This window comes from Micromonospora fiedleri (assembly GCF_016774385.1).
Lineage (GTDB): Bacteria > Actinomycetota > Actinomycetes > Mycobacteriales > Micromonosporaceae > Micromonospora > Micromonospora gifhornensis.
Genome location: NZ_JAETXL010000004.1, coordinates 136,301 through 159,770, shown reverse-complemented (window position 1 = coordinate 159,770; position 23,470 = coordinate 136,301). Strand labels below are relative to the sequence as shown.

General features: G+C 71.6%; 21 protein-coding genes and 1 riboswitch. Of the genes, 12 read left to right on the top strand and 9 right to left on the bottom strand.

What is annotated here, in order from left to right; translation table 11 throughout:
- Positions 1 to 16 precede the first annotated feature (16 nt).
- Positions 17 to 283, bottom strand: a complete 267-nt coding sequence (locus JMF97_RS11650; protein WP_203221604.1) for a BldC family transcriptional regulator — start codon at positions 281 to 283, stop codon at positions 17 to 19.
- 268 nt (positions 284 to 551) lie between these two features.
- Between JMF97_RS11650 and JMF97_RS11645 the strand changes: the two genes are divergently transcribed.
- A complete protein-coding gene (locus tag JMF97_RS11645) occupies positions 552 to 1,010 on the top strand; it encodes an Lrp/AsnC family transcriptional regulator (protein WP_013730986.1) in 459 nt (152 codons plus the stop codon).
- A gap of 37 nt (positions 1,011 to 1,047) precedes the next feature.
- A complete protein-coding gene (gene cds1 / locus JMF97_RS11640) occupies positions 1,048 to 2,139 on the top strand; it encodes an L-cysteine desulfhydrase Cds1 (protein WP_203221603.1) in 1,092 nt (363 codons plus the stop codon).
- A gap of 119 nt (positions 2,140 to 2,258) precedes the next feature.
- On the opposite strand, the gene JMF97_RS11635 is transcribed toward cds1, so the two are convergent.
- From JMF97_RS11635 to JMF97_RS11625, 3 genes are all read right to left on the bottom strand, one after another.
- Positions 2,259 to 2,888, bottom strand: coding sequence for a putative glycolipid-binding domain-containing protein (locus JMF97_RS11635; RefSeq protein WP_203221602.1), 630 nt, complete (start codon positions 2,886 to 2,888; stop codon positions 2,259 to 2,261).
- A 258-nt stretch (positions 2,889 to 3,146) separates the two neighbouring features.
- Entirely contained in the window at positions 3,147 to 4,985 is a 1,839-nt protein-coding gene (locus JMF97_RS11630; protein ID WP_238359231.1) for a DEAD/DEAH box helicase, read from the bottom strand.
- A gap of 201 nt (positions 4,986 to 5,186) precedes the next feature.
- Positions 5,187 to 5,354: a hypothetical protein gene (locus JMF97_RS11625; protein WP_238359299.1), complete on the bottom strand. Its 168-nt coding sequence runs from the start codon at positions 5,352 to 5,354 to the stop codon at positions 5,187 to 5,189.
- A gap of 779 nt (positions 5,355 to 6,133) precedes the next feature.
- On the opposite strand from JMF97_RS11625, the gene JMF97_RS11620 reads away from it, so the two are divergent.
- Positions 6,134 to 6,565: a hypothetical protein gene (locus tag JMF97_RS11620; protein ID WP_203221600.1), complete on the top strand. Its 432-nt coding sequence runs from the start codon at positions 6,134 to 6,136 to the stop codon at positions 6,563 to 6,565.
- Between the two features lie 752 nt (positions 6,566 to 7,317).
- Here the strand turns inward: JMF97_RS11620 and JMF97_RS11615 are convergent.
- Complete coding sequence (locus JMF97_RS11615) at positions 7,318 to 8,868, bottom strand: C40 family peptidase (RefSeq protein ID WP_203221599.1); 1,551 nt, start codon at positions 8,866 to 8,868, stop codon at positions 7,318 to 7,320.
- A gap of 266 nt (positions 8,869 to 9,134) precedes the next feature.
- Here JMF97_RS11615 and mqnE point away from each other — a divergent pair, with 266 nt between their 5' ends.
- From mqnE to JMF97_RS11580, 7 genes are all read left to right on the top strand, one after another.
- Entirely contained in the window at positions 9,135 to 10,304 is a 1,170-nt protein-coding gene (mqnE, locus tag JMF97_RS11610) for an aminofutalosine synthase MqnE (protein WP_013730993.1), read from the top strand.
- A 79-nt stretch (positions 10,305 to 10,383) separates the two neighbouring features.
- Positions 10,384 to 10,806 carry a hypothetical protein gene (locus tag JMF97_RS11605; RefSeq protein ID WP_013730994.1) on the top strand — a complete coding sequence of 141 codons (423 nt, stop codon included), beginning with the start codon at positions 10,384 to 10,386 and terminating at the stop codon, positions 10,804 to 10,806.
- Positions 10,807 to 10,880: 74 nt separating this feature from the next.
- On the top strand, positions 10,881 to 11,234 hold the full coding sequence (locus JMF97_RS11600; protein ID WP_203221960.1) for a DUF4229 domain-containing protein: 354 nt from the start codon (positions 10,881 to 10,883) through the stop codon (positions 11,232 to 11,234).
- A 163-nt stretch (positions 11,235 to 11,397) separates the two neighbouring features.
- On the top strand, positions 11,398 to 13,278 hold the full coding sequence (locus JMF97_RS11595) for a M14 family metallopeptidase (protein WP_203221598.1): 1,881 nt from the start codon (positions 11,398 to 11,400) through the stop codon (positions 13,276 to 13,278).
- Positions 13,279 to 13,406: 128 nt separating this feature from the next.
- A riboswitch (cobalamin riboswitch) is annotated at positions 13,407 to 13,540 on the top strand.
- An 85-nt stretch (positions 13,541 to 13,625) separates the two neighbouring features.
- Entirely contained in the window at positions 13,626 to 14,561 is a 936-nt protein-coding gene (locus tag JMF97_RS11590) for an ABC transporter substrate-binding protein (RefSeq protein ID WP_203221597.1), read from the top strand.
- 31 nt (positions 14,562 to 14,592) lie between these two features.
- The gene (locus JMF97_RS11585; RefSeq protein WP_203221596.1) at positions 14,593 to 15,684 is read left to right on the top strand and encodes a FecCD family ABC transporter permease; all 1,092 of its coding nucleotides are present in this window, start codon (positions 14,593 to 14,595) and stop codon (positions 15,682 to 15,684) included.
- The gene (locus JMF97_RS11580; RefSeq protein WP_203221595.1) at positions 15,681 to 16,475 is read left to right on the top strand and encodes an ABC transporter ATP-binding protein; all 795 of its coding nucleotides are present in this window, start codon (positions 15,681 to 15,683) and stop codon (positions 16,473 to 16,475) included. The genes JMF97_RS11585 and JMF97_RS11580 overlap by 4 nt, the downstream gene beginning before the upstream one ends.
- A 205-nt stretch (positions 16,476 to 16,680) precedes the next feature.
- Here JMF97_RS11580 and JMF97_RS11575 read toward each other — a convergent pair whose 3' ends face one another.
- From JMF97_RS11575 to JMF97_RS11560, 4 genes are all read right to left on the bottom strand, one after another.
- Entirely contained in the window at positions 16,681 to 17,445 is a 765-nt protein-coding gene (locus JMF97_RS11575; protein WP_126712686.1) for a VOC family protein, read from the bottom strand.
- Between the two features lie 100 nt (positions 17,446 to 17,545).
- Positions 17,546 to 18,283: an ABC transporter permease gene (locus JMF97_RS11570; protein ID WP_203221594.1), complete on the bottom strand. Its 738-nt coding sequence runs from the start codon at positions 18,281 to 18,283 to the stop codon at positions 17,546 to 17,548.
- Between the two features lie 12 nt (positions 18,284 to 18,295).
- The gene (locus JMF97_RS11565; protein WP_203221593.1) at positions 18,296 to 19,201 is read right to left on the bottom strand and encodes an ABC transporter ATP-binding protein; all 906 of its coding nucleotides are present in this window, start codon (positions 19,199 to 19,201) and stop codon (positions 18,296 to 18,298) included.
- A 33-nt stretch (positions 19,202 to 19,234) separates the two neighbouring features.
- The gene (locus JMF97_RS11560; RefSeq protein WP_203221592.1) at positions 19,235 to 21,343 is read right to left on the bottom strand and encodes a HelD family protein; all 2,109 of its coding nucleotides are present in this window, start codon (positions 21,341 to 21,343) and stop codon (positions 19,235 to 19,237) included.
- A gap of 182 nt (positions 21,344 to 21,525) precedes the next feature.
- Between JMF97_RS11560 and JMF97_RS11555 the strand changes: the two genes are divergently transcribed.
- On the top strand, positions 21,526 to 22,107 hold the full coding sequence (locus JMF97_RS11555) for an ArsR/SmtB family transcription factor (RefSeq protein WP_203221591.1): 582 nt from the start codon (positions 21,526 to 21,528) through the stop codon (positions 22,105 to 22,107).
- A 49-nt stretch (positions 22,108 to 22,156) separates the two neighbouring features.
- Positions 22,157 to 23,458 (top strand): MFS transporter, encoded by a 1,302-nt coding sequence (locus JMF97_RS11550; RefSeq protein ID WP_203221590.1) that lies wholly within the window; start codon positions 22,157 to 22,159, stop codon positions 23,456 to 23,458.
- Positions 23,459 to 23,470: the final 12 nt, after the last annotated feature.

Here is a 23,470-nt window from a genome sequence, read left to right as displayed (position 1 = left end):
TTCGATCCGCACCACTTCAGTACATGCCGGCGTTGGCCGGGCCTGGCCCGGTCGTGGCGGCTGGGCCCGCATTGCGCGCTCTGCCCATCTCGTCCGCCTCTTCCAGCATGCCCTCCCCTTCAAGCAGGGCCCGCACCTCGGATTCCCGAAACCGGCGGTGCCCTCCTGGAGTCCGGATGCTGCCGATCCGGCCCGCTGCCGCCCAGCGCGTCACGGTTTTCGGGTCAACCCGAAACAGCGCGGCGACCTCACCCGGTGTCAGCAGGCGATCTCCAGTGTCCACAGCCCCCTCCTCGCGTCGACGAAGCCCCCGGCTGAACACACTGCCCCCGGCCGGTGCGAGCCCAGAGCCGTCATGAGGGACGTATGGCAATTACAGCACCAGCGACCAGGCGTGTCCGCCAAACGCGAAAAATGCACTGAGTGGGAAGTTAGTAATGGTACCGGCGTCCCGCCCTTCGGACCCTCGGTATGTGAACTGTCGCGCTCGGTAATGTGCAACGGGTGCCGGCGTCCTGCTGTCACGCGGTGCCGACTAGGGTCTACAGTCCGTGGACGCCATCGACCTCGCCCTCGTGGACCTGCTCCGCGGCAACGCCCGCCTCTCGTACGCCGAACTCGCCCGCCAGGTCGGCCTCTCCGCTCCCGCGGTGCACGAACGCGTCGGCAAGCTGGAAGCCGGCGGGGTGATCCGGGCCTACCGGGCCGAAGTCGAGCCGGAGACCATCGGCCTGGCCGTGACCGCCCTGATCAGCGTGGTCGAGGATTCCGGCGCAGACACCGACGACGTGCTGGAGGCGATCCGCGCCATGCCGGAGATCGAGTCCTGCTACTTCATGGCCGGCGTCGAGTCGTTCCTGCTCAAAGCCCGGGTGAGCACCATCGCCGAACTGGAGCAGTTGATCGTACGGCTGAACCGTACGCCCGGTGTGGCCTCGACCCGTACCAGCATCGCCCTGTCGACCAAGTGGGAGAACCGTCCGCAGCCGGTCGGCCCGTCCTCCTCCTGAATTCCCAGCTCCCAGGCTCGCTTGCTAGGTTCCGACGGTGACTCAACTCGATCGGTGTGACGAGGCGAGCCGGCGGTGGGTGACCGAGGCGATCGCCGCCGTCGAGGCCGACGCGAACCGGTCCGCCGACACCCACCTGCTGCCGTTCCCGCTGCCCCGGCGCTGGGGCATCGACCTCTACCTCAAGGACGAGTCGGTCCACCCGACCGGATCGCTGAAGCATCGGCTGGCGCGCTCGCTGTTCCTCTACGGGCTCTGCAACGGCTGGATCGGGCCGGACACCACAATCGTGGAGGCGTCGTCCGGCTCCACCGCCGTCTCCGAGGCGTACTTCGCCCGGATGCTGGACCTGCCCTTCATCGCGGTGATGCCCGCCTCCACCTCGCCGGAGAAGATCGCGCAGATCGAGTTCCAGGGCGGCCGGTGCCACCTGGTCGACGATCCGGCGAAGGTGGTGGTCGAGGCGCGCTGGCTCGCCGAGGATTCCGGTGGGCACTACATGGACCAGTTCACCTACGCCGAGCGCGCCACCGACTGGCGGGGCAACAACAACATCGCCGAGTCGATCTACGCGCAGCTGTCGCTGGAGCGCCATCCCGTACCGGCCTGGATCGTCGTCGGCGCCGGCACCGGCGGCACCAGCGCGACAATCGGAAGGTACGCCCGCTACCGGCGACTGCCCACCAAACTCTGCGTGGTCGACCCGGAGAACTCGGCGTTCTATCCCGCCTGGCAGGCGGCCGACTGGTCGGTTCGCACCGGACAGGGCTCCCGGATCGAAGGCATCGGCCGGCCCACCGTGGAGCCGTCGTTCCTGCCCTCGGTGGTGGACCGGATGATCCGGGTACCCGACGCCGCCTCGCTGGCCGCCATGCGCGCCGCTTCGGCGGTGCTGGGCCGACAGGTGGGCGGCTCGACCGGCACCAACCTGTGGGGCGCCTTCGGACTGATCGCCGAGCTGCTGGCCGCCGGTCGGACCGGCTCGGTGGTCACCCTGATCTGCGACGCGGGCGACAGGTACGCCGACACGTACTACTCCGACGAGTGGGTGAGCGCGCAGGGCCTCGACCTGGCCCCCCACCTGGCCACGATCGACCGTTTCCTGACCGACGGCAGCTGGCCGTCCTAGCTTTCGCTCGGGCTGGCTTTCGCTCGGGCTGGCTTTCGCTCGGGCTGGCTTTCGCTCGGCCTGGCGCGGGTCGAGCTTTCGCTCCGGCTGCTGCTCAGCGGTCGGGCGGCGGCGGGTTGTCAGCGGGTCGTGGAGAGCTGCGCCAGGCCTGGGTAGTGCCGGACGAAGCCGTCGGCGTCCATCTCGATGTCGGCGCTGAAGCCGCCGCTGGCGTACCGGAACCGGGTCGGGCCCAGCCCGGTGTAGACCTGCTCGGCCGGCAGCACCGTCAGGCTCGGCACCAGCACCCACACCACAGTGAGCGGATAGCTCGTGTCGGCGGCCTGGTCGGCCAGCCGGAGCCGGCGGACCGGCAACGTGTTGAACAGCGGCGAGCCGCCCAGATCCACGTCGAGAGCGTCGGCCAACCGGTCCGGATCCTCGACGCCGGGCAGCCCGGCCGGCGCGTGCCCGGCGGCAGCGAGGGCCGCGTCCAGGTCACCCTGCTCGGCGGCGGTCACCCGCCATCGATCAGCGGCCCGTTCCAGGCGTACGCTGCGCCGCCAGCCCGCCCCCTCGACCTCGACCTCGACCCGGACGCTCGCCCACTGAGGGTCGGTCAGCAGCTGGTAGCGGCAGGTGTAGGGGATCGGGTCGGCGGCCAGCTGAGTGCCGTGTGCCGCCAGGCCGTGACTGTCATCAGCGAGGGCATGTTCGGCACCGGCGGTGTCGATCCGGGTCCACAGCAACGACTTCGACATGGTCGGCATGAATCGGACGTTACGCCACCCGGCCCAGGCACGGCACCGCCTTTGCACCGAACACCAGTCCCCCGCGCCACCCCTGCCTGATCGGGTCGGTGGAGCTGCTTGATCGCGCTCGGGCTGCTGGATCGTGTACGAGGCTGGCTTGAGCGGGCGTCGGGCCGGCTTGATCATGCTCGATCCGGGATCGAGTGGCCTCGGGTTGACCGTGAGACCACTCGATCCCAGTTCGAGCGTGATGTTGCTGCCTAGATGCTGCGTCGGTCAGTAGGTACGCGCGCGGGAACGTCCACTCGGCCCGCGCCAGTCCTCCCGCAGCCGGTCCTGCGGGCCCCGGCCATCCGAGCGCGGCCGGTCGCCGTACCGACGCTCGCCACGGACCGGCTCGCCGAACCGGCGCTCGCCCCGCGCGGGACCGCCGTAGCTGCGCTCACTGCGGCTCGAATCGCCGTAGCTGCGCTCGCCCCGGCTGTCCGCACCGTAGCGACCCGCACCCCCCGAGTCCTCCCCGTAGCGACCCGCACCTCGGGAGTCGTCCCCGTTACGGCCCGTGCCCCGCGAGTCGTCCCCGTTACGGCCGGTGCCCCGGGAGTCATGCCCGTAGCGACCCGTACCCCGAGAGTCGTCGCCATAGCGACCCGTACCCCGAGAGTCGTCGCCGTAGCGGCGTTCACCGCGTCCGGCGTCGCCGTAGCGGCGGTCGTCACGGGGCTGGTCGCCGTAACGGCGGTCGCTGACCGGGCGGTCACGGTAGCGGCGCTCGGTGGTCGGGCCGTCGAAGCGGCGGGGACCGCCGGGCCGGCTGCTCCGGCGGGGAGCCTCCGGCTCGTCGCGTACGGGCACCCCGCTCGGCTCCCGTGCCCCGGTCAGTTCGGTCAACGCGGGGTCGCCGGCGCGTACCCGCGTCTCCGCCGGCTGCACCCCGGCCTTCTCCAGCATCGCCAGCGTGGTGCGTCGCTGCTTGGGCAGGACCAGCGTGGCCACCGCGCCGGTCTCCCCGGCGCGGGCGGTACGGCCCGCGCGGTGCAGGTAGTCCTTCGGGTCCTTCGGCGGGTCGACGTGCAGCACCAGGGTGACCCCGTCGACGTGGATGCCCCGGGCCGCCACGTCGGTGGCGACCAGGACATTGGTCCGTCCCTCGCGGAACTCGGCCAGGGTGCGGGTACGCATCCGCTGGGTCTTGCCGCCGTGCAGCCCACCGGCCCGCACACCGACCGCCGCGAGTTGGCTGACCAGCCGGTCCACCCCGAGTTGGGTACGGGCGAACACGATGGTCCGACCGGCGCGCGCCGCGATCGACGCGGTGACCGGGAACTTGTCGCTCGGCGGGATGAGCAGCAGGTGGTGATCCATGGTGGACACCGCCGCGGTCGGCGGGGCGGTGGAGTGGGTGACCGGGTCGGTCATGAAGCGCTGCACCAGCGCGTCCACATCGGCGTCCAGTGTGGCCGAGAAGAGCAGCCGCTGCGCGTGCGCGGGAGTCTTCGCCAGCAAGTCGGTGACCTCGGGCAGGAAGCCCATGTCGGCCATCTGGTCCGCCTCGTCGAGGACGGTGATCTCCACGTCGTCGAGCTTGCAGATGCCGCGTTCGATCAGGTCGGCGAGCCGGCCGGGCGTGGCCACCATGACCTCGACGCCGCGCCGCAGGGCATCGATCTGGCGGTCGTAGGGCACCCCACCCACGGCGGTCTTGAGGAACACGCCGATCGTGCGACCCAGCGGGGCCAGGGCGTCGTTGACCTGCATGGCCAACTCTCGGGTGGGCACCAGGATGAGGGCTCGCGGACGGGACGGCCGGGCCCGGTCGCCGTCGGCGATCCGGGCGAGCAGCGGCAGCCCGAAGGCGAGGGTCTTGCCGGAACCGGTCTGCCCCCGGCCGAGCACGTCCCGTCCGGCGAGGGCGTCGGGCACGGTGGCGCGCTGGATCTCGAACGGGGTGGTGATGCCCTGCCGGGCGAGTGCCCGAACGAGCGGCTCGGGCAGGCCCAGCGCCTCGAAGGTGATCGAGTCGTCGGAGGCGGCAGCGTCGGCCGACGGCGTGGCCGGGTCGATGTCGATGTCTGGGGCGGACAGCGGGGTGCTGGAGACAGCGGAGGTGGTCAACAAAAGCCTTTCGAGCGGGGCGCACATTTGCGATGTCCCGCCGCGGCACGACGCCGCCGGATCTTCAGCAAGAACGCCCAGAGGCGCGCACGATAGCGCGCCGGGTCAGTGATCAGCCCCAAGTGTACGGCGACCGGCGAGCTGTCACCCACGTCGGCGGGGGGTAGTGGGCGGTTTCACCCGTCGATCCACCGATCGTCGTTACTCCAGCAGACCGTTGAGCGCATTGTTCGCGACCAGTACGACCAGCACACTGATCGCCACGAGCATTACCAGGGCGACCGCCATCACGATCACTACCCGAGTGGTGCTGCTGGAGCGTTCGGTGCCGTTGTCCGCCCAGCCCTGAGCCAGAATGTGCCCGGTCAACGAGCCCGAATTGTCCGGCTCCCCGGCCGGGAAGGCCACCGTCGCGGAGCCCGAGCCACCGGCGTAGTAGGAGCTCAGATCGGCGTCGCCGGCCCGCGGCGCAGCGGGCGGACCCCCCGCTACCGAGGACCCCCCGACGGATCCGCCCGTAACCGGAGGTCCCCCGAGAGATCCGCCCGTCACCGAGGATCCCCCGACGGATCCGCCCGCAACCGCAGACCCCGCGACCGAGGCGCCCGCAGCTGACGACCCGCCGACGAAGCCGCCCGCAAACGAGGGCCCCGCGACGGAGCCGCCCGCAAACGGAGGTCCCGTGACGGAGCCGCCCGTCACCGGGGAGCCCGCGACGGATCCGTGCGTAGCCGGAGAGCCGGTGACTGATCGATCGGTAGCCGGGGGGCTCGCGACGGAACCGCCGGCACTCGCGGCTGCTCGCCAGGAGCCCGGCGCCGGGTGCGGCGCGGCTGCGGACGGGGACGTTGACGGGCGTGGACCGGTTCCGGCTGCCGGCTCGACGGCGGGGGCAGCGGCCGGCAGCAGACCCGGACGGGTCGACTGCCGGGGTGCCGCTCCCGGCGAACTCGGGGCAGGCTCGTCCCGGCGTCCGGTGGGAGTGACCGGTGGGGGCCAGACCGGCAGCGCAGGGGCCGGTACGACCGGTGCCGCGCCAGCGGAATCCGGGCCGGTGGTGCCGCAGGCTCGGTCCGACGCCCCCGGAGCAGTTCCGGTGATCCGCCCGGCTGGTAGCGAAACCGATCCCGACGACACGCTCGCGCTGGATGCGGGTGGGGGCGGGAACGGTGGCGCGGGCATCGGGCCCGGCGGAGGCGGTGGTGCCGGCATCGGCGGAGCCGGCGGTGGCGTCGGCGGCCCCGGCAGTGGCGGCGAGGGCCGGGGTGCGGGCGGCGGCGCAGGCACCGGCCCCGGCGGATACGGCACAGGCGGACCCGGTACCGGCGGCGGGGGTACGGGTGGACCCGGTACCGGCGGCGCGGGCGGGCCAGGTATCGGTGGCGCCGGAGACGGCGGCGCGGGCGGACCAGGTACCGGCGGGGTCGGAGACGGTGGTGAGGGTGGCCCCGGTACCGGCGGGGTCGGTGTCGGTGGAACCGGTGCTGGCGGACGTGGCGCGGGCTCCGGCTCGGGCGTCGGCGGAGTTGGCGGTTGGGCTGGTTCCGGCGGTTGGGCGGGCTCTGGTGGTTCGGGGCTGACCGGCGTCGACCGGTACACCCCGGAGCCCCTGCCGCCGGCACCGGCGGCCTGCGCCTCGTCGACGCTCACCCGACTCATTCCCGGCACCCGGACGCTGGCCCGCACCGGTCCACCCACCCCGCCGACGCCAGCAGGTGACACGACCGCGGCTGCGCCAGGAGGCGAAGCGACTCCGGTAGCGCCAGGCTGCGACGCGACTCCGGCTGCGCCAACAGGCGACGCAGGGCTGGTTGCGCCGGGAGGCGACGCGAGGCCGGTTGCCGCGGGAGGCGATGCGACTCCGGCAGCGCCAGCAGGCGACGTGGGGCCGGTGGGGCCGGCCGGCGACGTGGGCGCGGTCCCCGCTGGTGGGGCGGGCAGGGCGGGTTCCCTGCTGGCGGGTCGGGGGACACCCGCCCGTCCGACCGCAGGCTGGTTGGCCGAGGCCGGCGGCCCGGCTGCGGTGCTGGGCGCGACGCCCGGGGCCGGCTCGCCGGCGGAGGCGGCGGGAGCCGATGCGCCAGCGGCATCGGATGCCGGTGTGGCGGAGGCGGGGGGAGTCGATCCAGAGTCGGCTGTCGCCGGAACCTCGTGCTCGCTCATCCGTGCCTCCGCGCCACGCTCGCACCCGGATCCTCAACGCGACCGGGAGTGCCTGAGTGACACCGTGCCACATTCCGGCGGGATGGCACAGCCGGAGTGCGCACAGTGTTCCGAGTGAGGCCGTACGGTGCCGGCCAGATGTCGATCGGTGGGTCGGGAGTCAGCCGCGTCAGCGCCCGCCCGCCGCCGACGGGGTGGCCGAGACGCTCTCCTGCGGAGCGAGGCTGCTCACCGCCGTGGTCGGGCTGGTGTCGTCGGCGCCGCCGTCGCTGTCGCCGTTGTCGCCGGGCGTGCCCGACGACGTCGACGTCGGAGTCGGTGTGGTGGTGCCCGGTGGCGTGGCGGAGGGCGACGGGGTGTCCGACGGGGTGGGTGTGGGGTTCGGCGTCGTCGGGGTGGGCCGTGGCGTGGTCGGCGTCGGCTTCGGCGTGGTGGGCGTCGGCTTCGGCGTGGTCGGAGTGGGCTTCGGCGTGGGTGTGGGCTTGGGCGTCGGGGTGGGGGTGACCGACGGAGCCGGCACCGCACCGACCACCCGCGTCGCGGCGTAGAGCCGGGACCAGCGCACGGTCGAGATCTTCACCACGTCACCGCTGGTCGGCGCATGGATCATCTTGCCGTTGCCGACGTACATCCCCATGTGGTGGATGGTCCGCCAGCTGCTGCCGCTGGCGAAGAAGACCAGGTCGCCGGGGAGCAGTGCGGACCGCGACACGGTGCGCGACCTGGTCGCGTAGTACTGGTCGCGGGCGACCCGGGGCAACTTGTAGTAGCCCGCCGACCGGTACGCCGACCAGACCAGACCCGAGCAGTCGAACGAGTTGGGCCCGGTGGCCCCCCAGACGTACGGGTCGCCCAGTTGCCGGCGCGCGTACGCGAGGGCGGCCAGCGCGGTGGGATGCGCGACCAGCCCGTCCGCCGACTGGGTGGGGTAGTCGGCGCCCAGTTGCTGCTCGGCGCGTTCCTGCTGGCGGGCCAGCTCGACCAGCTGGGTGGCGTTCTGCTCGCGCAGCTTGACCAGCTTGGCCTCTTCGTCGCGCAGCGCCTTCTGGGTCGCGGTGTGCTGCTCCTGGACGCCGCGCAGCCGGGACTCGGCCGCCGTGTGCGCCTGCGTGGCGACCTGTGCGTCGGACTGCGCGCGGGCCAGCTCACCGGCGGCCGGTGCGGTGTCGTGTTCGGCCCGTTCGCCGCGGTTGACCCGGCGGAGCAGGTCCAGTTCGAGCAGGTCGGCAGCGAAGCCGGCGGTGGGCAGGGCGGCGTCGACCTTGATCGCCTGGGCGGCGGCCTGGTCGGCCCGCTGCTGTGCCTGTTGCAGCGCGGCCTGGGCGAACTCCAGGTCGCGCGCAGCGGTCGCCTGCTGGGTCTCGGCCTCGGTGAGCTGCTGCTTGAGGTCGAGTAGTTGGGTGCCCAGCTCGCCGATCCGCGCCTCGGCGGCGTTGATCTGCTGTTCGAGGGCGCTGGCGCCGGGCGTCGAGGTCGTGGGAATCACACCGGGGGTGACGGTCGCCGGGGTGCCGCCGGGCAGTTGCAGCGGGCCGGTGACCACCGGGCGGGAACCGGTGTCGGGCACCGTGACGGGCACGCCCGGCTCGGCGTACGCCGGTGCGGCGAGGACGGTGGTGGCAACGGCGCTGAGCAGCGCAGACCAGAGCATCGGCCGGAGCACCGGTGAGATCACCGGAGGTCGTCGCCGCTGCCGTCGCCCATGCCCGCTGTCGACCATTGCGCTCCTCGTCCGGTGGTGCTGCAACCGCGTCGTGGTGAGGACGCGGCGGATCGGGGACGGTACCAGGGTGTGTCGTCCCCCACCCTGTCTTACCTCACCGGTACGACGGTGTCGATGTCTGAGCGGGTCACAGAAGCCTGAGAGTCCGATTAGCGGCGTGCTGTCCGGCAGAGGGCGCTGTGAGCTGCCCGGGTGCCCAACGTAGGCTCTGGATTGCGACCGGGGTCCGGTCGTGACCGCACTGGGAGGGGACGGGGCTTTCGATGGACGCCGGACTCAAGCGTGAGCTCGAAGCGAAGGTGTACGCGGGCGAGCGACTGACCCGGGAGGACGGCATCGCCCTCTACGCCAGTGACGATCTGACCTGGCTGGGGCGGCTGGCCCACCACAAGCGCACCGAGCTCAACGGTGACCGGGTCATGTTCAACGTCAACCGGCACCTCAACCTGACGAACGTGTGCAGCGCGAGCTGCGCGTACTGCTCGTTCCAGCGCAAGCCGGGCGAGAAGGACGCGTACACGATGCGCATCGACGAGGCGGTCCGCAAGGCCAAGGAGATGGAGGACGAGCAGCTCACCGAGTTGCACATCGTCAACGGCCTGCACCCGACCCTGCCCTGGCGTTACTACCCCAAGGTGCTGCGTGAGCTGAAGGCCGCGCTGCCGAAGGTCAACCTCAAGGCGTTCACCGCCACCGAGGTGCAGTGGTTCGAGAAGATCAGCGGGCTGAGCGCCGACGAGATCCTGGACGAGCTGATGGACGCCGGTCTGGAGTCGTTGACCGGCGGTGGCGCGGAGATCTTCGACTGGGAGATCCGGCAGCACATCGTCGACCACGCCTGCCACTGGGAGGACTGGTCGCGGATCCACCGGCTGGCCCACAGCAAGGGCATGAAGACGCCGTCCACGATGCTCTACGGCCACATCGAGGAGCCCCGGCACCGGGTCGACCACGTGCTGCGGCTGCGCGAGTTGCAGGACGAGACCGGCGGTTTCCAGGTCTTCATCCCGCTGCGCTACCAGCACGACTTCGTGGACTCGGCGGACGGCAAGATCCGTAACCGGATCCAGGCCCGCACCACGATGGCCTCGCCGGCCGAGTCGCTGAAGACCTTCGCGGTCTCCCGGCTGCTGTTCGACAACGTCCCGCACGTCAAGTGCTTCTGGGTGATGCACGGGCTCTCGGTGGCTCAGTTGTCGCTCAACTTCGGGGTGGACGACCTGGACGGCTCCGTCGTGGAATACAAGATCACCCACGACGCCGACTCGTACGGCACGCCGAACACCATGCACCGCGACGACCTGCTGCACATGATCTGGGACGCCGGTTTCCGCCCGGTCGAGCGCAACACCCGCTACGAGGTGGTCCGCGAGTACGACGCCGCGCCGACCCTGGCGCAGCGTCGGGCCGAGCCGCAGCAGGTCTGGGCCTGACCTCTCGACGCGTCGGCCGGTGCCCTCGCGCTGGCCAGCGCGAGGGCGTCGACCCGGCTCGCGTACCCTCGTCTGCGAGATGAGCGAGCAGCAGAGCACCTTTCCCCGGCGGGACGCCGAGGGGCGCATCCAACACCTGGGTGACCTGATCGGCGTGGCGCTGGCCGGTGCGGTCATCGGGATGCTGGTGCTGGTGCTCTTCGACGGGGCCTTCGCCTGGTTCGGTGCCGGTGATTTCGGCCAGGCCAACGGCTGGCTGGCGGTGATCCTGCCCGCCTGGCTCTTCTGGGAGGACTTCCGGTCCTGGGAGTTCGGTGCCCCCCGGGTGGTGGCCGCGTTGGTGGCCGTCGCGGTGGCGGTGGTGTCCGGGCTGCTGGTGGCCGGGCTCGCGACCGGGCTGCCGCCGCTGGCGTCCGGCGGGTTGGCCGCGGTGACCTTTACCGTGGTCTACGCGCTGGTCTGGTTCCCCGGCGTGCGCTGGTTGGTCAACCGGACGAGCTGATCCGGATCGGGTGACCGCCCGGGGTGGGCTGGTCGGAACGCACATGGCGACGTGAACGAGCGGAGTGGATGAACGTGAGTGCGGCGGTCAAGTACACACTCGGCCGGGTCGGGTTGTTCGCGGTCGTGGTGGCGGCCCTCTGGCCGGTCGACATCGACATCTTCCTGAAGCTGATCGTGGCGCTGCTGTTCTCCGCCGCTCTGTCGTTCTTCCTGCTCAAGGGCTGGCGTGACGAGATGGCCGAGGAGATGGCCGCCGCCGCCGAACGACGCCGTGCCGAGAAGGAGCAACTGCGCTCCGCCCTGGCCGGCGACGACCAGGCCGCCACCGGTGACGCCGGCACCTCGACCGACCGGGCCACCGGTGACGCCGGTTCCTCGACCGAGCAGCCGGGCGGCTCCGATTCCGGGCGCGGTCCGTCGGCCTGAGCAGGCGCTCGGCGTCGTCGAGCATCCGTCGGCGGAACCATGTTGCCGACGTGAGGATCAGGTTGGGATGGGCGAAACAGCGATCGATGTTGATATGACCATGTGACCGGTGGTGGGCTGGCCGCTACCGAGCGGGAAAACCCGCGCCTCCAGGAGGTTGTCCATGGCCTTCCGATCCATCCCTGTCCGCCGGACGCTGGCGATGATCGTCGCCGCCGGTCTCGGCCTGCTCGCACTCTCCGCACCACCGGTCTCCGCCCGACCCGCACCGGACCGGGATGAACAGCCGGCTGCCGCGCCCTACCGGGTGCTCGGTCCGCGTACGCTTGCCGACCGCACCGCGGTCGCCCGCACCGGCGCCGCGATCGACTACTCCGAGCACGGGGTGCTGCACATCTCGGCCACCCGTGCCGAGGCTGCCGCGATCACCCGGCTCGGTTTCACGTTGGAGCCGATCGCCGCGCCGCCGACCGACCGTGGGCATGACCACGGGGACGTCGGCGCCCTGGCCTTCCCGCCGGCCGACGCGAACTACCACGACTACGCCGAGATGGTCGCCGTGGTCAACAAGGTCGTCGCGGACCACCCGGCGATCGCCCGCAAGATCAGCATCGGCACCTCGTACGAGGGTCGGGACCTGGTCGCGATCAAGATCTCCGACAACGTCGCCACTGACGAGAACGAGCCGGAGATCCTGTTCAACTCGCAGCAGCACGCCCGTGAGCACCTGACCGTCGAGATGGCCATCTACCTGATGAACCTCTTCACCGACAGCTACGGCTCGGACTCCCGGATCACCAACCTGGTCAACAACCGGGAGATCTGGATCGTGCCGTCGGTCAACCCGGACGGCAGCGAGTACGACATCGCCACCGGCTCCTACCGGTCCTGGCGCAAGAACCGCCAACCCAACAGCGGATCGTCGTACGTCGGCACGGACCTCAACCGCAACTGGAGCTACAACTGGGGCTGCTGCGGCGGTTCGTCCAGCTCGACCTCGTCGGACACCTACCGGGGTCCGTCGGCCTTCTCCGCCCCGGAGACCCAGGCGCTGCGCAACTTCGTCAACAGCCGGGTCGTCGGCGGAGTGCAGCAGATCAAGGCCAACATCGACTTCCACACCTACTCCGAGCTGGTGCTCTGGCCGTACGGCTACACCTACAACGACACCGCCACCGGGATGAACGCCGACCAGTACAACACCTTCGCCACCATCGGTCGGCAGATGGCCGCGACCAACAACTTCACCCCGCAGCAGTCCAGTGACCTGTACATCACCGACGGCAGCAGCATCGACTGGATGTGGGCGGTGCACGGCATCTGGGCGTACACCTTCGAGCTGTACCCGCGCTCGGCCTCCGGCGGCGGCTTCTACCCGCCCGACGAGGTGATCCCGCAGCAGACCTCGCGTAACCGTGAGGCGGTGCTCCTGCTCGCCGAGTACGCCGACTGCCCGTACCGGGCGATCAACAAGCAGGCCCAGTACTGCGGCGGTGGCAGCGGCGGTACGACTGTCTGGTCGGACACCTTCGAGACCAACACCGGCTGGACGATCAACCCCAACGGCACCGACACCGCGACGTCGGGCCAGTTCGAGCGGGGCGCCGCCCAGGCCACCAACTCCAGCGGGGCCAAGCAGCTCACCCCGTACGCCGGCAGCAACGACCTGGTCACCGGCCGGCTCGCCGGCTCGGCAGCCGGTGACTACGACGTGGACGGCGGCGTGACCAGCGCCCGCTCCCCGGCGATCACCCTGCCGTCGAGCGGCACGTTGACGCTCTCCCTGGCCTGGTACCTGGCCCACGGCTCGAACTCGTCGTCGGCCGACTACCTCCGGGTCAGCGTGGTGCACAACGGCGGCACCACGACCCTGCTCAGCCAGGCCGGTGCGGCCAGCAACCGCAACGGCGCCTGGACCACCTCGAACCTCAACCTCACCCCGTACGCGGGACAGTCGATCAGGATCCTGGTGGAGGCTGCGGACGCCTCGACGGCCAGCCTGGTCGAGGCGGCTGTGGACAACGTCACCATCACCGCCTCCTGAACCGACGGGGCCCCGCCACAACCCCCTCGCGCGGGGCCCCGTCCTCAGCAGTTGACTCGGGTACCAGATGCGTGGGTCGGCTCGACGTCGAGCCGACCCACGTGGCCGCTCCCCACGGCTCGGCGGGGCGGCCACCGGGCGTGCGCTACGGTTCTACCGACCCGCCACAGCGAAGTCGGTGTGAAACCGGCGCTGTCCCGCAACTGTGATGCCCCCCGAGTGGGGGACGAGCCAGGTCGCCTGTGGCGCGGTCGCGACACGCGCTCTCGAGGAAGGGCGCCTCGCCCACGGGTGCCGGTGGCTCCCTGTCGGCGAAGCACCACACTCCTCGACCGACAGGAGGACCGATGTTCAGACGTACCCCCCGGATTCTCGCCGCCACCCTCGCGGTGGCCGCGCTGGCGCTCGGTGCCTGCGCCGAGAAGACCACCGAGACCCCCACGGCCAGCGGCAGCCCGGCCGGCGGCGCCTTTCCCGTCACCGTCGGGTCGCTGACCCTGGAACAGCGTCCCGACAAGATCGTCTCGCTGGCGCCGACCGCCACCGAGATGCTCTTCGCGGTCGGCGCCGGCCCGCAGGTCGTCGCGGTCGACGACCAGTCCAACCACCCGGCCGACGCGCCGAAGACGGACCTGTCCGGCTACCAGCCCAACGCCGAGGCGATCGCCGCCAAGAACCCTGACCTGGTGGTGATCAGCGACGACCGGAACAAGATCGTCGACCAGCTGGCGGCGCTGAAGATCCCGGTCTACCTGACCCCCGCGGCGCAGACGCTCGACGACACGTACCAGCAGATCACCGACCTGGGCGTGCTCACCGGCAACGCCACCGCCGGCGCCGACGTCGTGCAGCGGATGAAGGACGACATCGCGAAGATCGTCGCCGAGGTGCCGCAGCGGGTTCAGGCACCCACCTACTTCCACGAGCTGGGCCCGGAGCTGTACACCGTCACCAGCAAGACCTTCATCGGCTCGATCTACTCCCTCGCCGGCCTGGAGAACATCGCCGACGCGGCCGACGCGGACGGCAAGAGCGGCGGCTACCCGCAGCTCTCCCAGGAGATGATCGTCGCGGCCAACCCGGACTTCGTCTTCCTCTCCGACGTCAAGTGCTGCCAGCAGAACGCCGCGACCGTCTCGGCGCGCAGCGGCTGGGCGGGCATCAACGCCGTACGCGAGGGCCAGATCGTGGAACTCGACGACGACATCGCCTCCCGCTGGGGCCCGCGCGTGGTGGACCTGCTGCGCGCCATCGTGGACGCCACCACCAAGGCCGAGAAGTGACGAACGGCAGGCGTTGACAGGGACCCTCCCCATGCGCCAGGCGTTGAAAAGGGGACCGTCCGTCTCGCCCGCGACCCGGCCGGCGGGCCTGCGGAAACGTTGGCTCGCCGCCGGTGTCGTCGCCGTACTCGTCGCGGTCGTCGCCGGTGTCTCACTCGGCCCGGTCAGCCTGCCCCCCGGCAGTGTCGCGCTCGAACTGCTCAACCTGCTGCCCGGGGTGCACCTCGACAGTGGACTGACCGAGCGGGAAGTCGCCATCGTCACCGAGCTGCGGTTGCCCCGGGTGGTGCTCGGACTGCTGGTCGGTGGGCTGCTCGCCCTGGCCGGCGGCGCCTACCAGGGGGTGTTCCGCAACCCGCTGGCCGACCCGTACCTGCTCGGGGTGGCCGCGGGAGCGGGGCTGGCGGTCACCGTCGTGCTGACCATCGGTGGCGTCGGGGCGGGCGGCGCGCTGACCGGCCTGCCGCCCACCATTCCGCTTGCCGCCTTCGTCGGCTCGCTCGGTGCGGTGATCATGACTTACCTGCTCGGTGCGGCCGGTGGACGCAGTCGCTCGCCCGCCGCGCTGATCCTGGCCGGGGTGGCCGTCTCGGCGTTCCTCTCCGCCGGGCAGACGTACCTGCTGCAACGCAACGCGGACAGCATCCAGGCCGTCTACTCCTGGCTGCTCGGGCGGCTGGCCACCGCCGGCTGGCAGGACGTCCGACTGGTCCTGCCGTACTTCCTGATCACCACGGTGATCGTGCTGCTGCACCGGCGGGAGTTGGACGTGCTCTCGGTCGGTGACGACGAGGCGGCCAGCCTCGGCCTGCACCCGCAACGGTCGCGGTACCTGCTGATCGCCGCCGCCTCGCTGGGCACCGCCGCCGCGGTCTCCGCCTCCGGCCTGATCGGCTTCGTCGGCATCATCGTGCCGCACACCGTACGGATGCTGGCCGGGTCGAGCTACCGGGTGATCCTTCCGCTGTCCCTGCTGTTCGGCGGGGCATTCCTGGCCCTGACCGACGTGGTGGCCCGGACCGCCGCCGCGCCGCAGGAGATCCCGATCGGGGTGGTCACCGCGCTGCTCGGCGGGCCGTTCTTCGTCCTCGTGCTGCGTACCGCTCGAAGGGTGCTGACATGACCCCGCCCGACCCGCCTGCCGTCGAGGTGCGTGGTCTGCAGGTCAAACTCGACGGGGTGCCGATCCTCGCCGGCATCGACCTGACCGTGCGCTCCGGCGAGTGGGTCACCGTGATCGGTCCGAACGGCGCCGGCAAATCGACCCTGCTGCGCGCCGTCGGCGGCCTGCTGCCCGCACCGGACGCGGTCCACCTCTTCGGTACGCCCCTGCGCGACCTGCGACGTCGGGAACGGGCCCGGGTGGTGGCCACGGTGGCCCAGTCCCCGGTCGTACCGCCCGGGATGGCGGTGCTCGACTACGTACTGCTCGGCCGTAACCCGTACATCCCGCCGCTGGGTCGGGAGTCCGCCACCGACCTGGCCGTCGTGCACGAACTGCTGGACCGGCTGGACCTCGACGGGTTCCACGGCCGTGAACTGGCCACCCTCTCCGGCGGGGAACGCCAGCGGGTCTTCCTCGCTCGGGCGTTGGCCCAGGGCGCCACCCTGCTGCTGCTCGACGAGCCCACAAGCGCGCTGGACATCGGCCACCAGCAGGAGGTGCTGGAACTGGTCGACCAGTTGCGCCGTACCGAGGGCCTGACCGTGCTGGCCACCATGCACGACCTCTCCATCGCCGGCGAGTACGCCGACCGCATGGTGCTGCTCGCGAACGGCCGCATCGCCGCCACCGGCACCCCCGACCAGGTCTTGACCGAAGACCTCCTCTCCCACCACTACCGCGCCCACGTCACCGTCATCCCCGGCCCCCACGGCCCCCTCGTCCTCCCCACCCGCCCCTCCCACCCCTGACCCACCCCCGCGCGCCCCACCCCCGCGCGCCCCGGGCCCGCGCGCCCCGGGCCCCGCGATCTTGCAGTTTTGGTCGGGGCATAAGGGATATGAGGGGCAGATCGGGGACCAAAAGAGCAAGATCGACGGGCTGGTGGGCGGCGGGGCAAGATCGCGTGGCGTGGCGTGGCGTGGCGCGGGTTGGGGTCGCGTGGCGGGGGGTGGGTCAGGGGGTTAGGGCGATCAGGGAGAAGAGGGCGCCGTCGGGGTCGCGGAGGGCGGTGACGCGGCCGGCGGGGATGTCGCGGGGTGGGACGAGGATGGTGCCGCCGAGTTCAGCGGCGCGGGCGGCCGTGGCGTCGGCGTCGGCGACCGAGAAGTAGAGCGTCCAGTAGGCGGGGGAGTCGGCGGCGAACGCCTCCTCGCGCGGGGGCATCATGCCGGCCACCATCCGGTCGCCGAGCCGCCAACCGGTGTACGAAGTCTGCCCCATCGGCTCCTCCTCGGGCTGCCACCCGAAGACCAGCTCGTAGAAGATCCGCGCGCCGTCCGGATCGGGGGTGACCAGTTCGGTCCAGCACATCGCGCCGGGTACGTCGAAGACCTCGGCGCCGGAGAACGCCATCGGCTGCCAGACGCTGAACGCGGCACCGGCCGGGTCGCTGAAGACCGCCATCCGACCTCGGTCGAAGACCTCGAACGGCGGTACGACCACCTGCCCACCGGCTCGCTCCACCCGCCCGGTGACCAGGTCGGCGTCGTCGGTGGCGACGTACGTCGACCAGATCGGCACCTGGTCCGGTACGGCCGGCGGCCCCACCCCGGCGACGGCCCGGCCGTCGAGCTGGAAGGTCGTGTAGCCGCCCGCCTCGGGTTCGGGGTCCACCCGCCCGGTCCAGCCGAACAGTTCCGGGTAGAACCGCCGGGCCCGGTCGAGCCCTGGCGTGGCCAGGTCGGCCCAGCACGGCGTGCCCGACGGGACGCTGGCCACTGCTACCCCCCTCGACCCCGGTGGTGGCCGTCGCCCGACCACCCCTCACCGGCATCGTGGCACCGCCGGAGCATGATCCGGGCCGGAAACCGGGGGAACGTCAGCTGAACCGGCGACCCTCGTCCCGGCGGTACGCCCAGGCGGCCAGGGCGGCCAGCACCACCACCCAGACACCGAGCATGACCAGGGAGAGCAGGTTGACCGAGTAGTCGCCGACCGCCGCCCACATCAGCTCCACCGCACCCCGGGTGGGCAGGTACGGCGCGATCGCCTCGATGAAACCGGGTGCCTGATCCGGGGCGGAGAGCAGGCCACCACCGAAGGCGAGCGGGAAGAAGACGAGCTGCGCCACCACGATCGCCGCCTTGCTGGGCAGCGAGTACCCGATGGTCAGCCCCATCAGGGTGAACGGCACGGAGATGACGGTGACGGTGACCAGGGCCAGCAGGAACGACGCCGGGTCGATCCGGGCCTCGGTCAGGGTCGCGGCGATCACCACCACGGGGACCAGCGAGAGGTAGGTGAGGACCAGCCCGGCCATGACCCGGCCGGCGAAGCGCGGGGCCGACCCGGCCGGCAACGTCCGGGTGTACGGGTTCCAGGGCTGGTCACGGTCCTCGGCGACACCGACGCCGTACTGGAAGATGTTGGCGCTCATCACCGAGAAGGTGACCATCGCGGCGGTGGCGTAGGTGGCACCGACCGGGTCCTTGCCGGCGAAGGGCACCACGAAGAAGAGCATCGCTGCGGCCGGGAAGAAGGTGCTGCCGAAGATCGCGACCGGGATGCGGACGGTCTCCAGCAGTTGGTAACGCGCGTGTACCAGGGCGAGTTGCACGTCGAGATCCCCTCAGGCGGCGGCGGGCGCGGCGTCGGTGGCGGTGATGGCCAGGAACGCCTCCTCCAGCGAGGTCGGGCGCACCTCCAGGTCGCGGAACTCGACCCCGCTGGTGACCAGGTCCCGCACCAGTTGGTCGGCGTCGGCGGTGAGCAGGTGGGTACGGCCGTCGACGTGCTCGGTGCGTACCACCCCTGGCAGCGGTGGGAGCGTGTCGGCGGTCAGGCTCACCCGGCGTACGCCGACCACGGCCCGGACCGCGTCCACGGTGTCGTCGGCGAGCACCCGCCCCTGGCCGATGACCACCACCCGACGGGCCAGCGCCTCCACCTCTTCCAGGTAGTGGCTGCTCAGCAGCACAGTGCCGCCGTCGGCGTGGAACGTCCGGATGGCTTCCCACAGGGTGTGGCGGGCCTCCACGTCCAGCCCGGTGGTGGGCTCGTCGAGCACCACCAACCGGGGGCGACCGACGAAGGCCAGCGCCACCGCGAGCCGACGCTTCTGCCCACCGGAGAGCCCGCCGCACTGCCGCCGGACCAGCTCCGCCAGGCCGAACCGGTCGAGCAACTCGCCCCGGGGCACCGGGTTCGGGTAGTGGGCCGAGACGAAGTCGACCACCTCGCCGACCCGCAGCGTGCCGGGCAGCCCGGTCTCCTGCGGGGTGACGCCGATCTGCCGCCGACTCGCCGGGTCACGCGGGTCACCGCCGTTGAGTTCCACCCGGCCGGAGGTGGGCCTACGCAGCCCGACCAGCAGACTGATCAGGGTGCTCTTGCCGGCACCGTTGGGCCCCAGCAGGCCGACCAGCTCACCCGCCCGTACCTCAAGGTCGACCTGGTCCAGGGCGAGGACGTCGCCGTACCGGCGGCTGACCCGCTCGGCACGGGCGAGGATGTCTCTTTCCACAAGCTTGATCATTCTCGGTTCCCCAGGTGGTGGCAATACCGTCGGTCAGCCCAACGGTGCGGGCAGTGCCGCGCTGTGCAGCACCGACATCCGGGAAACCGCCCGGGTGAGCACCACGTAGAGCCGGTGCAGCCCGCGCGGCTCGGCCGCCACGATGTCGGCCGGTTCGACCACGATGACGTGGTCGTACTCCAGGCCCTTGACCGCGGTGGCGGGGACGACCGTGACGCGCGGGCCGCCGCCCGCATCGGCGGCGGTCGCGGTCTCGATCCCGGCCGCCGCCAGCGCCGCACCCAACCGGTCCACCGCGTCGTCGGCGGCGATCACCGCGATCGACCCCTCGTGGGCGAGCGCCGCACCCACCTCGGCCACCGTCGCCCCGAAAAGATCGGTCACGGTACGCACCGTGAGCACCCCGTCGCGGCGCAACGACTCGGCCGGCGGTACGTCCACAGCGAGCGACGGCAGCAACCGGTTGGCGAAGGCGAGCACGTCCGCCGGTACCCGGAAACCGACGGTCAACGGCACCACAGTCGCGTCCGGCTTACCGAGGTGACGCAGGGTCACCCGCCAGTCGGTGGCCGCCCACGGCGCGGTCGCCTGCGCCAGGTCGCCGAGCAGGGTCAGCGAACCGTGCTCGCTGCGCCGGGCGATCACCCGGCACTGCATGGCCGAAAGGTCCTGCGCCTCGTCCACCACCACATGCCCGTAGCTGCCCGGCCGCTCGATCAGCCCGGCCGCCTCGTCGATCAACACCGCGTCGGCGGCGCTCCACCGGGTGGCCTTCGGCGTACGCCCCAGCTTCGTCCCGGACCGGGGCCTGCTGCTTCCTGGCGTGGTGCCCCCTGGTGTGCCGAAGGGGGCGTCGGTGGTCGTCAGGGTGGTGTCCTGGCCGGTCAGCAGGGCCTGCTCGGCGGGGGTGAGCAGGCCGTCGGCCGCTGCGGCGAGTCGGGCGGGATCGGCGAGCAGCGCGTGCACCAACCCGTCCGGGGTCAACGCCGGCCAGACCGTGTCCAGGAAGGTCGTCACCGGCTTCGACCGGCCCATCCGGCGCAGCCACGCCTCGCTCGGCGACTCCGCCCGCCGGGCCTCCGCCTGCCGTTGCAGCAGCCCGACCACCCGGGCTCGCACCCGCTCCCGACCGAGGGCGTACGGCAACTGCTCGGCCCGGGTCTCCTGGACCAGCCGGTGCAGCGGCTCCAGCCCGATCCGCCAACGGAACGAGCCGTCGGAGACGACGATCGGCTCGGTCGGCTCACCGACGTACGCGTCGACCGCCCGGCGCAGCACCTCGGCCATCCGGGCATCGTGCTTGATCACCGCCACGGCGGGCGGGTCCACCGCCCGCACCACCACCCGGTCGACCAGGTCCTCGACGGTCGCCTGCTCGACCTCCACCTCACCGAGGGCCGGCAGCACCGCCGCGATGTACGCCAGGAAGGCCCGGTTCGGCCCCACGACCAGCACCTTCGACCGGCGCAACCGCTCCCGGTGCAGATAGAGCAGGTACGCGGCCCGGTGCAACCCGACCGCGGTCTTCCCGGTGCCCGGCGCACCCTGCACACAGATCGACTGGGCCAGGTCGGCGCGGACCAACTCGTCCTGCTCGGGCTGAATGGTGGCGACGATGTCCCGCATCGGCCCCACCCGAGGCCGCTCGATCTCGGCGGTGAGGATCCGGCTGGCGGTGCCGAGTTCCTCACCCCGGTCCAGGTGCTCGTCCTCGAAGCTGGTCAGCCTCCCGTTGTCGAACCCGAACCGACGCCGTACCGCCAGCCCTTGCGGATCGCGGGCGCTGGCCTGATAGAACGATCGGGACACCGGTGCCCGCCAGTCCAGCACCAGCGGTTCGCCCTGCTCGTCGGTGACGTGCCGACGACCCACGTGGTAGCGCCGCCCGGCGTGGTCGGCGTCGGCGCCGCCGAAGTCGAGTCGGCCGAAGAAGAGCGGGGTACGCGGATCGTCGGCCAGTTCGGCCACCCGCCGGGCGAGGTGCCGGCCGAGCTGTTCTGCGGTGTACGCGTCACCGGCGACCTTGTCGCCGGTGACGAAGAGCGCCTCGGCGCGTTCCCGCATCCGGCGTAACGCCGTGCGGGAGATGTCCAAGTGTTCGCGTTCGGCCTTGAGGTCGGCGTCGAGGTCGGATGCAGGCACGATGCGATTCCTCACGGCGTTTTCCGATTGTTCGCTCGCGTGTCCGGGGGCGGATGGCCGGTGCCCGGCGCGGGACGTCCGCTGCGGTGCGTGCTCACCGCGGCCGTCAGGCGAACGGAAAGCCTACTCCGGCCAGCAGCGCCGGCAACCGAATTCTTATCCTGGTCGGGGATCATGAGGGCATGACGGAGGCCCACCCCGAGCTGCCCCGGGTGACGATCAGCGACCCGCAGACGTTGCGTGCGCTCGCCCACCCGGCCCGGCTTGCGATCATGGAACACCTCGCGGCGACCGAGGGCGCGGTGACCGCCACCGAGTGTGCCGAGGTGGCGGGGCTTTCCCCGAGCGCGACCAGCTACCACCTCCGGGCGCTGGCCCGGTTCGGTCTGGTGGAGGCGGCGCCGAGCCGGGGAGACGCCCGAGAACGGTTGTGGCGCAGCACGGTCCAGTCCTGGACGATCGACGTCGGCCGAGCTGCCGATCCGTCTACCCGCGAGGCCGAGCAGAGTCTTGTCGAGGCCTTCCTGGCTCGGGATCTGGAGCGCAGCCGAGACTGGCTGCGCCGGGTGCCCGACGAGCCGGAGGAGTGGTATCGAAACTCGATGCTCAGCGAGTCGTTGCTACTGCTCACGGCCGAGGAGTTGGCCGAGGTGAACCGCGCGGTGGTGGAGGCGCTGCGGCCGTACCGCAAGCGGACCCGGACCGATCCGCCAGCCGGTGCCCGTCGGGTGGCGATCCAGTACAAGGCGCTGCCGCTGGATTGAGGGGCTCTCCGCCTTGCGTACGCCAGATGTGAAGCATTACTTTCGAAGTATGTCTTTCACATCTGGTGGCTCCCGCTGGCCGGACGTGGGCCTCGCCACCGCCGCGCGGGGGATCGCCACCTGCGGTGACTTCCTCGCCGCCACGACGCTGACGCTGACCCTCCAGTCGACCGGGGCCGGCGGCGCGGCCGTGGCCGGAGTGCTGCTGGCGGCCACCTTGCCGCTGGTGCTGCTCGCCCCGTTGACCGGGCGGCTCGCCGACCGGGTGGACAGCCGGGCCCTGCTGATCGGCGCCGGCCTGGCGCAGTCGCTGATCTGCCTCAACCTGGCGTACGCCCGGCACCCGCTGTTGGTCGTCTGCCTGATCGCACTGCTCGCCACCGGTCTGGCGGTCACCCAGCCGGTGCTCTCCGCCCTGATCCCCGCGATGGTGCGCCCAGCCGACCTGCCCCGGGCGACCGCGCTCAACCAGACCGCCGGCACCCTGGGCGTACTCGCCGGTCCGGCGCTGGCCGGCTTCCTGGTCGGGTGGTTCGGCAGTCGGGTGCCGCTGCTGGTGGGCGCGGCGAGCTACCTCGCGCTCGTCGTTGCCGGGCTGCTCATCCACACCCGTCGAGGCGGCGCCCGGCGGTCGATGCCGTCGACTGCCGATGCCGCCGGGACGCCGGACGGTGCCGCGGTGGGCTGGCGCCTGCACCGGGATCCGTTGCTGGTGGCGATGGTGGCGACCCTGGCCGGAGTGATCGCGGCGGTCGGGTCGATCAACGTGATCGAGATCTTCTACGTACGGGAAACCCTGGGGGCCTCCGCCGCCACCTATGGTCTGGTGACCGGGGCGTGGACCCTCGGCGTGCTCTGCGGTGCCTGGATCTTCGCCCGGCTGGCCCGGCGGTTCACCGACGACGCCGCTCTGGTCCAGGCCGGCCTGTTCCTGCTCGGCGGCTGCTGCCTCATGGTGCTGGTCTCGGTGATGGTGCCGGTGGCGCTGCTGCTGGTGCCGATCTGGCTGATCGGCGGCGTGTGCAACGGCGGCAACAGCGTGTTCAACAACCTGGTGCTGGCTCGGCGGGTACCGGAGGCCGCCCGTGGGCGGGCCTTCGCTGCCATGGGTGCAGCGGTGCAGGGCGCGGCGATGGTCGGCTACCTCATCGGCGGACTGTTGCTGGAGGTGAGCCAACCCCGGCCACTGATCGTCGGCTGCGGGGTGGCCGGGTTGCTGGTGCTGCTCGGCTTCGTCCGCCCGGTCCGGCGCGCGACCCGGACCGACCGGTCCCGCGTCGCTGCGATTGCGGGTTTGGCGGGTGCGGGGCCGGCGGGTGCGGGGTTGGCCACTTCGGTGCCGGTCCGCTGAGCCGGCCAGCGG

Bases quoted from the DNA above. Each gene is read 5' to 3' on its own strand.
- JMF97_RS11635 (WP_203221602.1), bottom strand. From the start codon at position 2,888: ATGCCGACCATGTCGAAGTCGTTGCTGTGGACCCGGATCGACACCGCC.
- JMF97_RS11620 (WP_203221600.1), top strand. From the start codon at position 6,134: ATGCGGGTGGGGGCGGGAACGGTGGCGCGGGCATCGGGCCCGGCGGAG.
- JMF97_RS11615 (WP_203221599.1), bottom strand. From the start codon at position 8,868: ATGGTCGACAGCGGGCATGGGCGACGGCAGCGGCGACGACCTCCGGTG.
- mqnE (WP_013730993.1), top strand. From the start codon at position 9,135: ATGGACGCCGGACTCAAGCGTGAGCTCGAAGCGAAGGTGTACGCGGGC.
- JMF97_RS11605 (WP_013730994.1), top strand. From the start codon at position 10,384: ATGAGCGAGCAGCAGAGCACCTTTCCCCGGCGGGACGCCGAGGGGCGC.
- JMF97_RS11595 (WP_203221598.1), top strand. From the start codon at position 11,398: ATGGCCTTCCGATCCATCCCTGTCCGCCGGACGCTGGCGATGATCGTC.
- JMF97_RS11590 (WP_203221597.1), top strand. From the start codon at position 13,626: ATGTTCAGACGTACCCCCCGGATTCTCGCCGCCACCCTCGCGGTGGCC.
- JMF97_RS11585 (WP_203221596.1), top strand. From the start codon at position 14,593: ATGCGCCAGGCGTTGAAAAGGGGACCGTCCGTCTCGCCCGCGACCCGG.
- JMF97_RS11580 (WP_203221595.1), top strand. From the start codon at position 15,681: ATGACCCCGCCCGACCCGCCTGCCGTCGAGGTGCGTGGTCTGCAGGTC.
- JMF97_RS11565 (WP_203221593.1), bottom strand. From the start codon at position 19,201: ATGATCAAGCTTGTGGAAAGAGACATCCTCGCCCGTGCCGAGCGGGTC.
- JMF97_RS11555 (WP_203221591.1), top strand. From the start codon at position 21,526: ATGACGGAGGCCCACCCCGAGCTGCCCCGGGTGACGATCAGCGACCCG.
- JMF97_RS11550 (WP_203221590.1), top strand. From the start codon at position 22,157: ATGTCTTTCACATCTGGTGGCTCCCGCTGGCCGGACGTGGGCCTCGCC.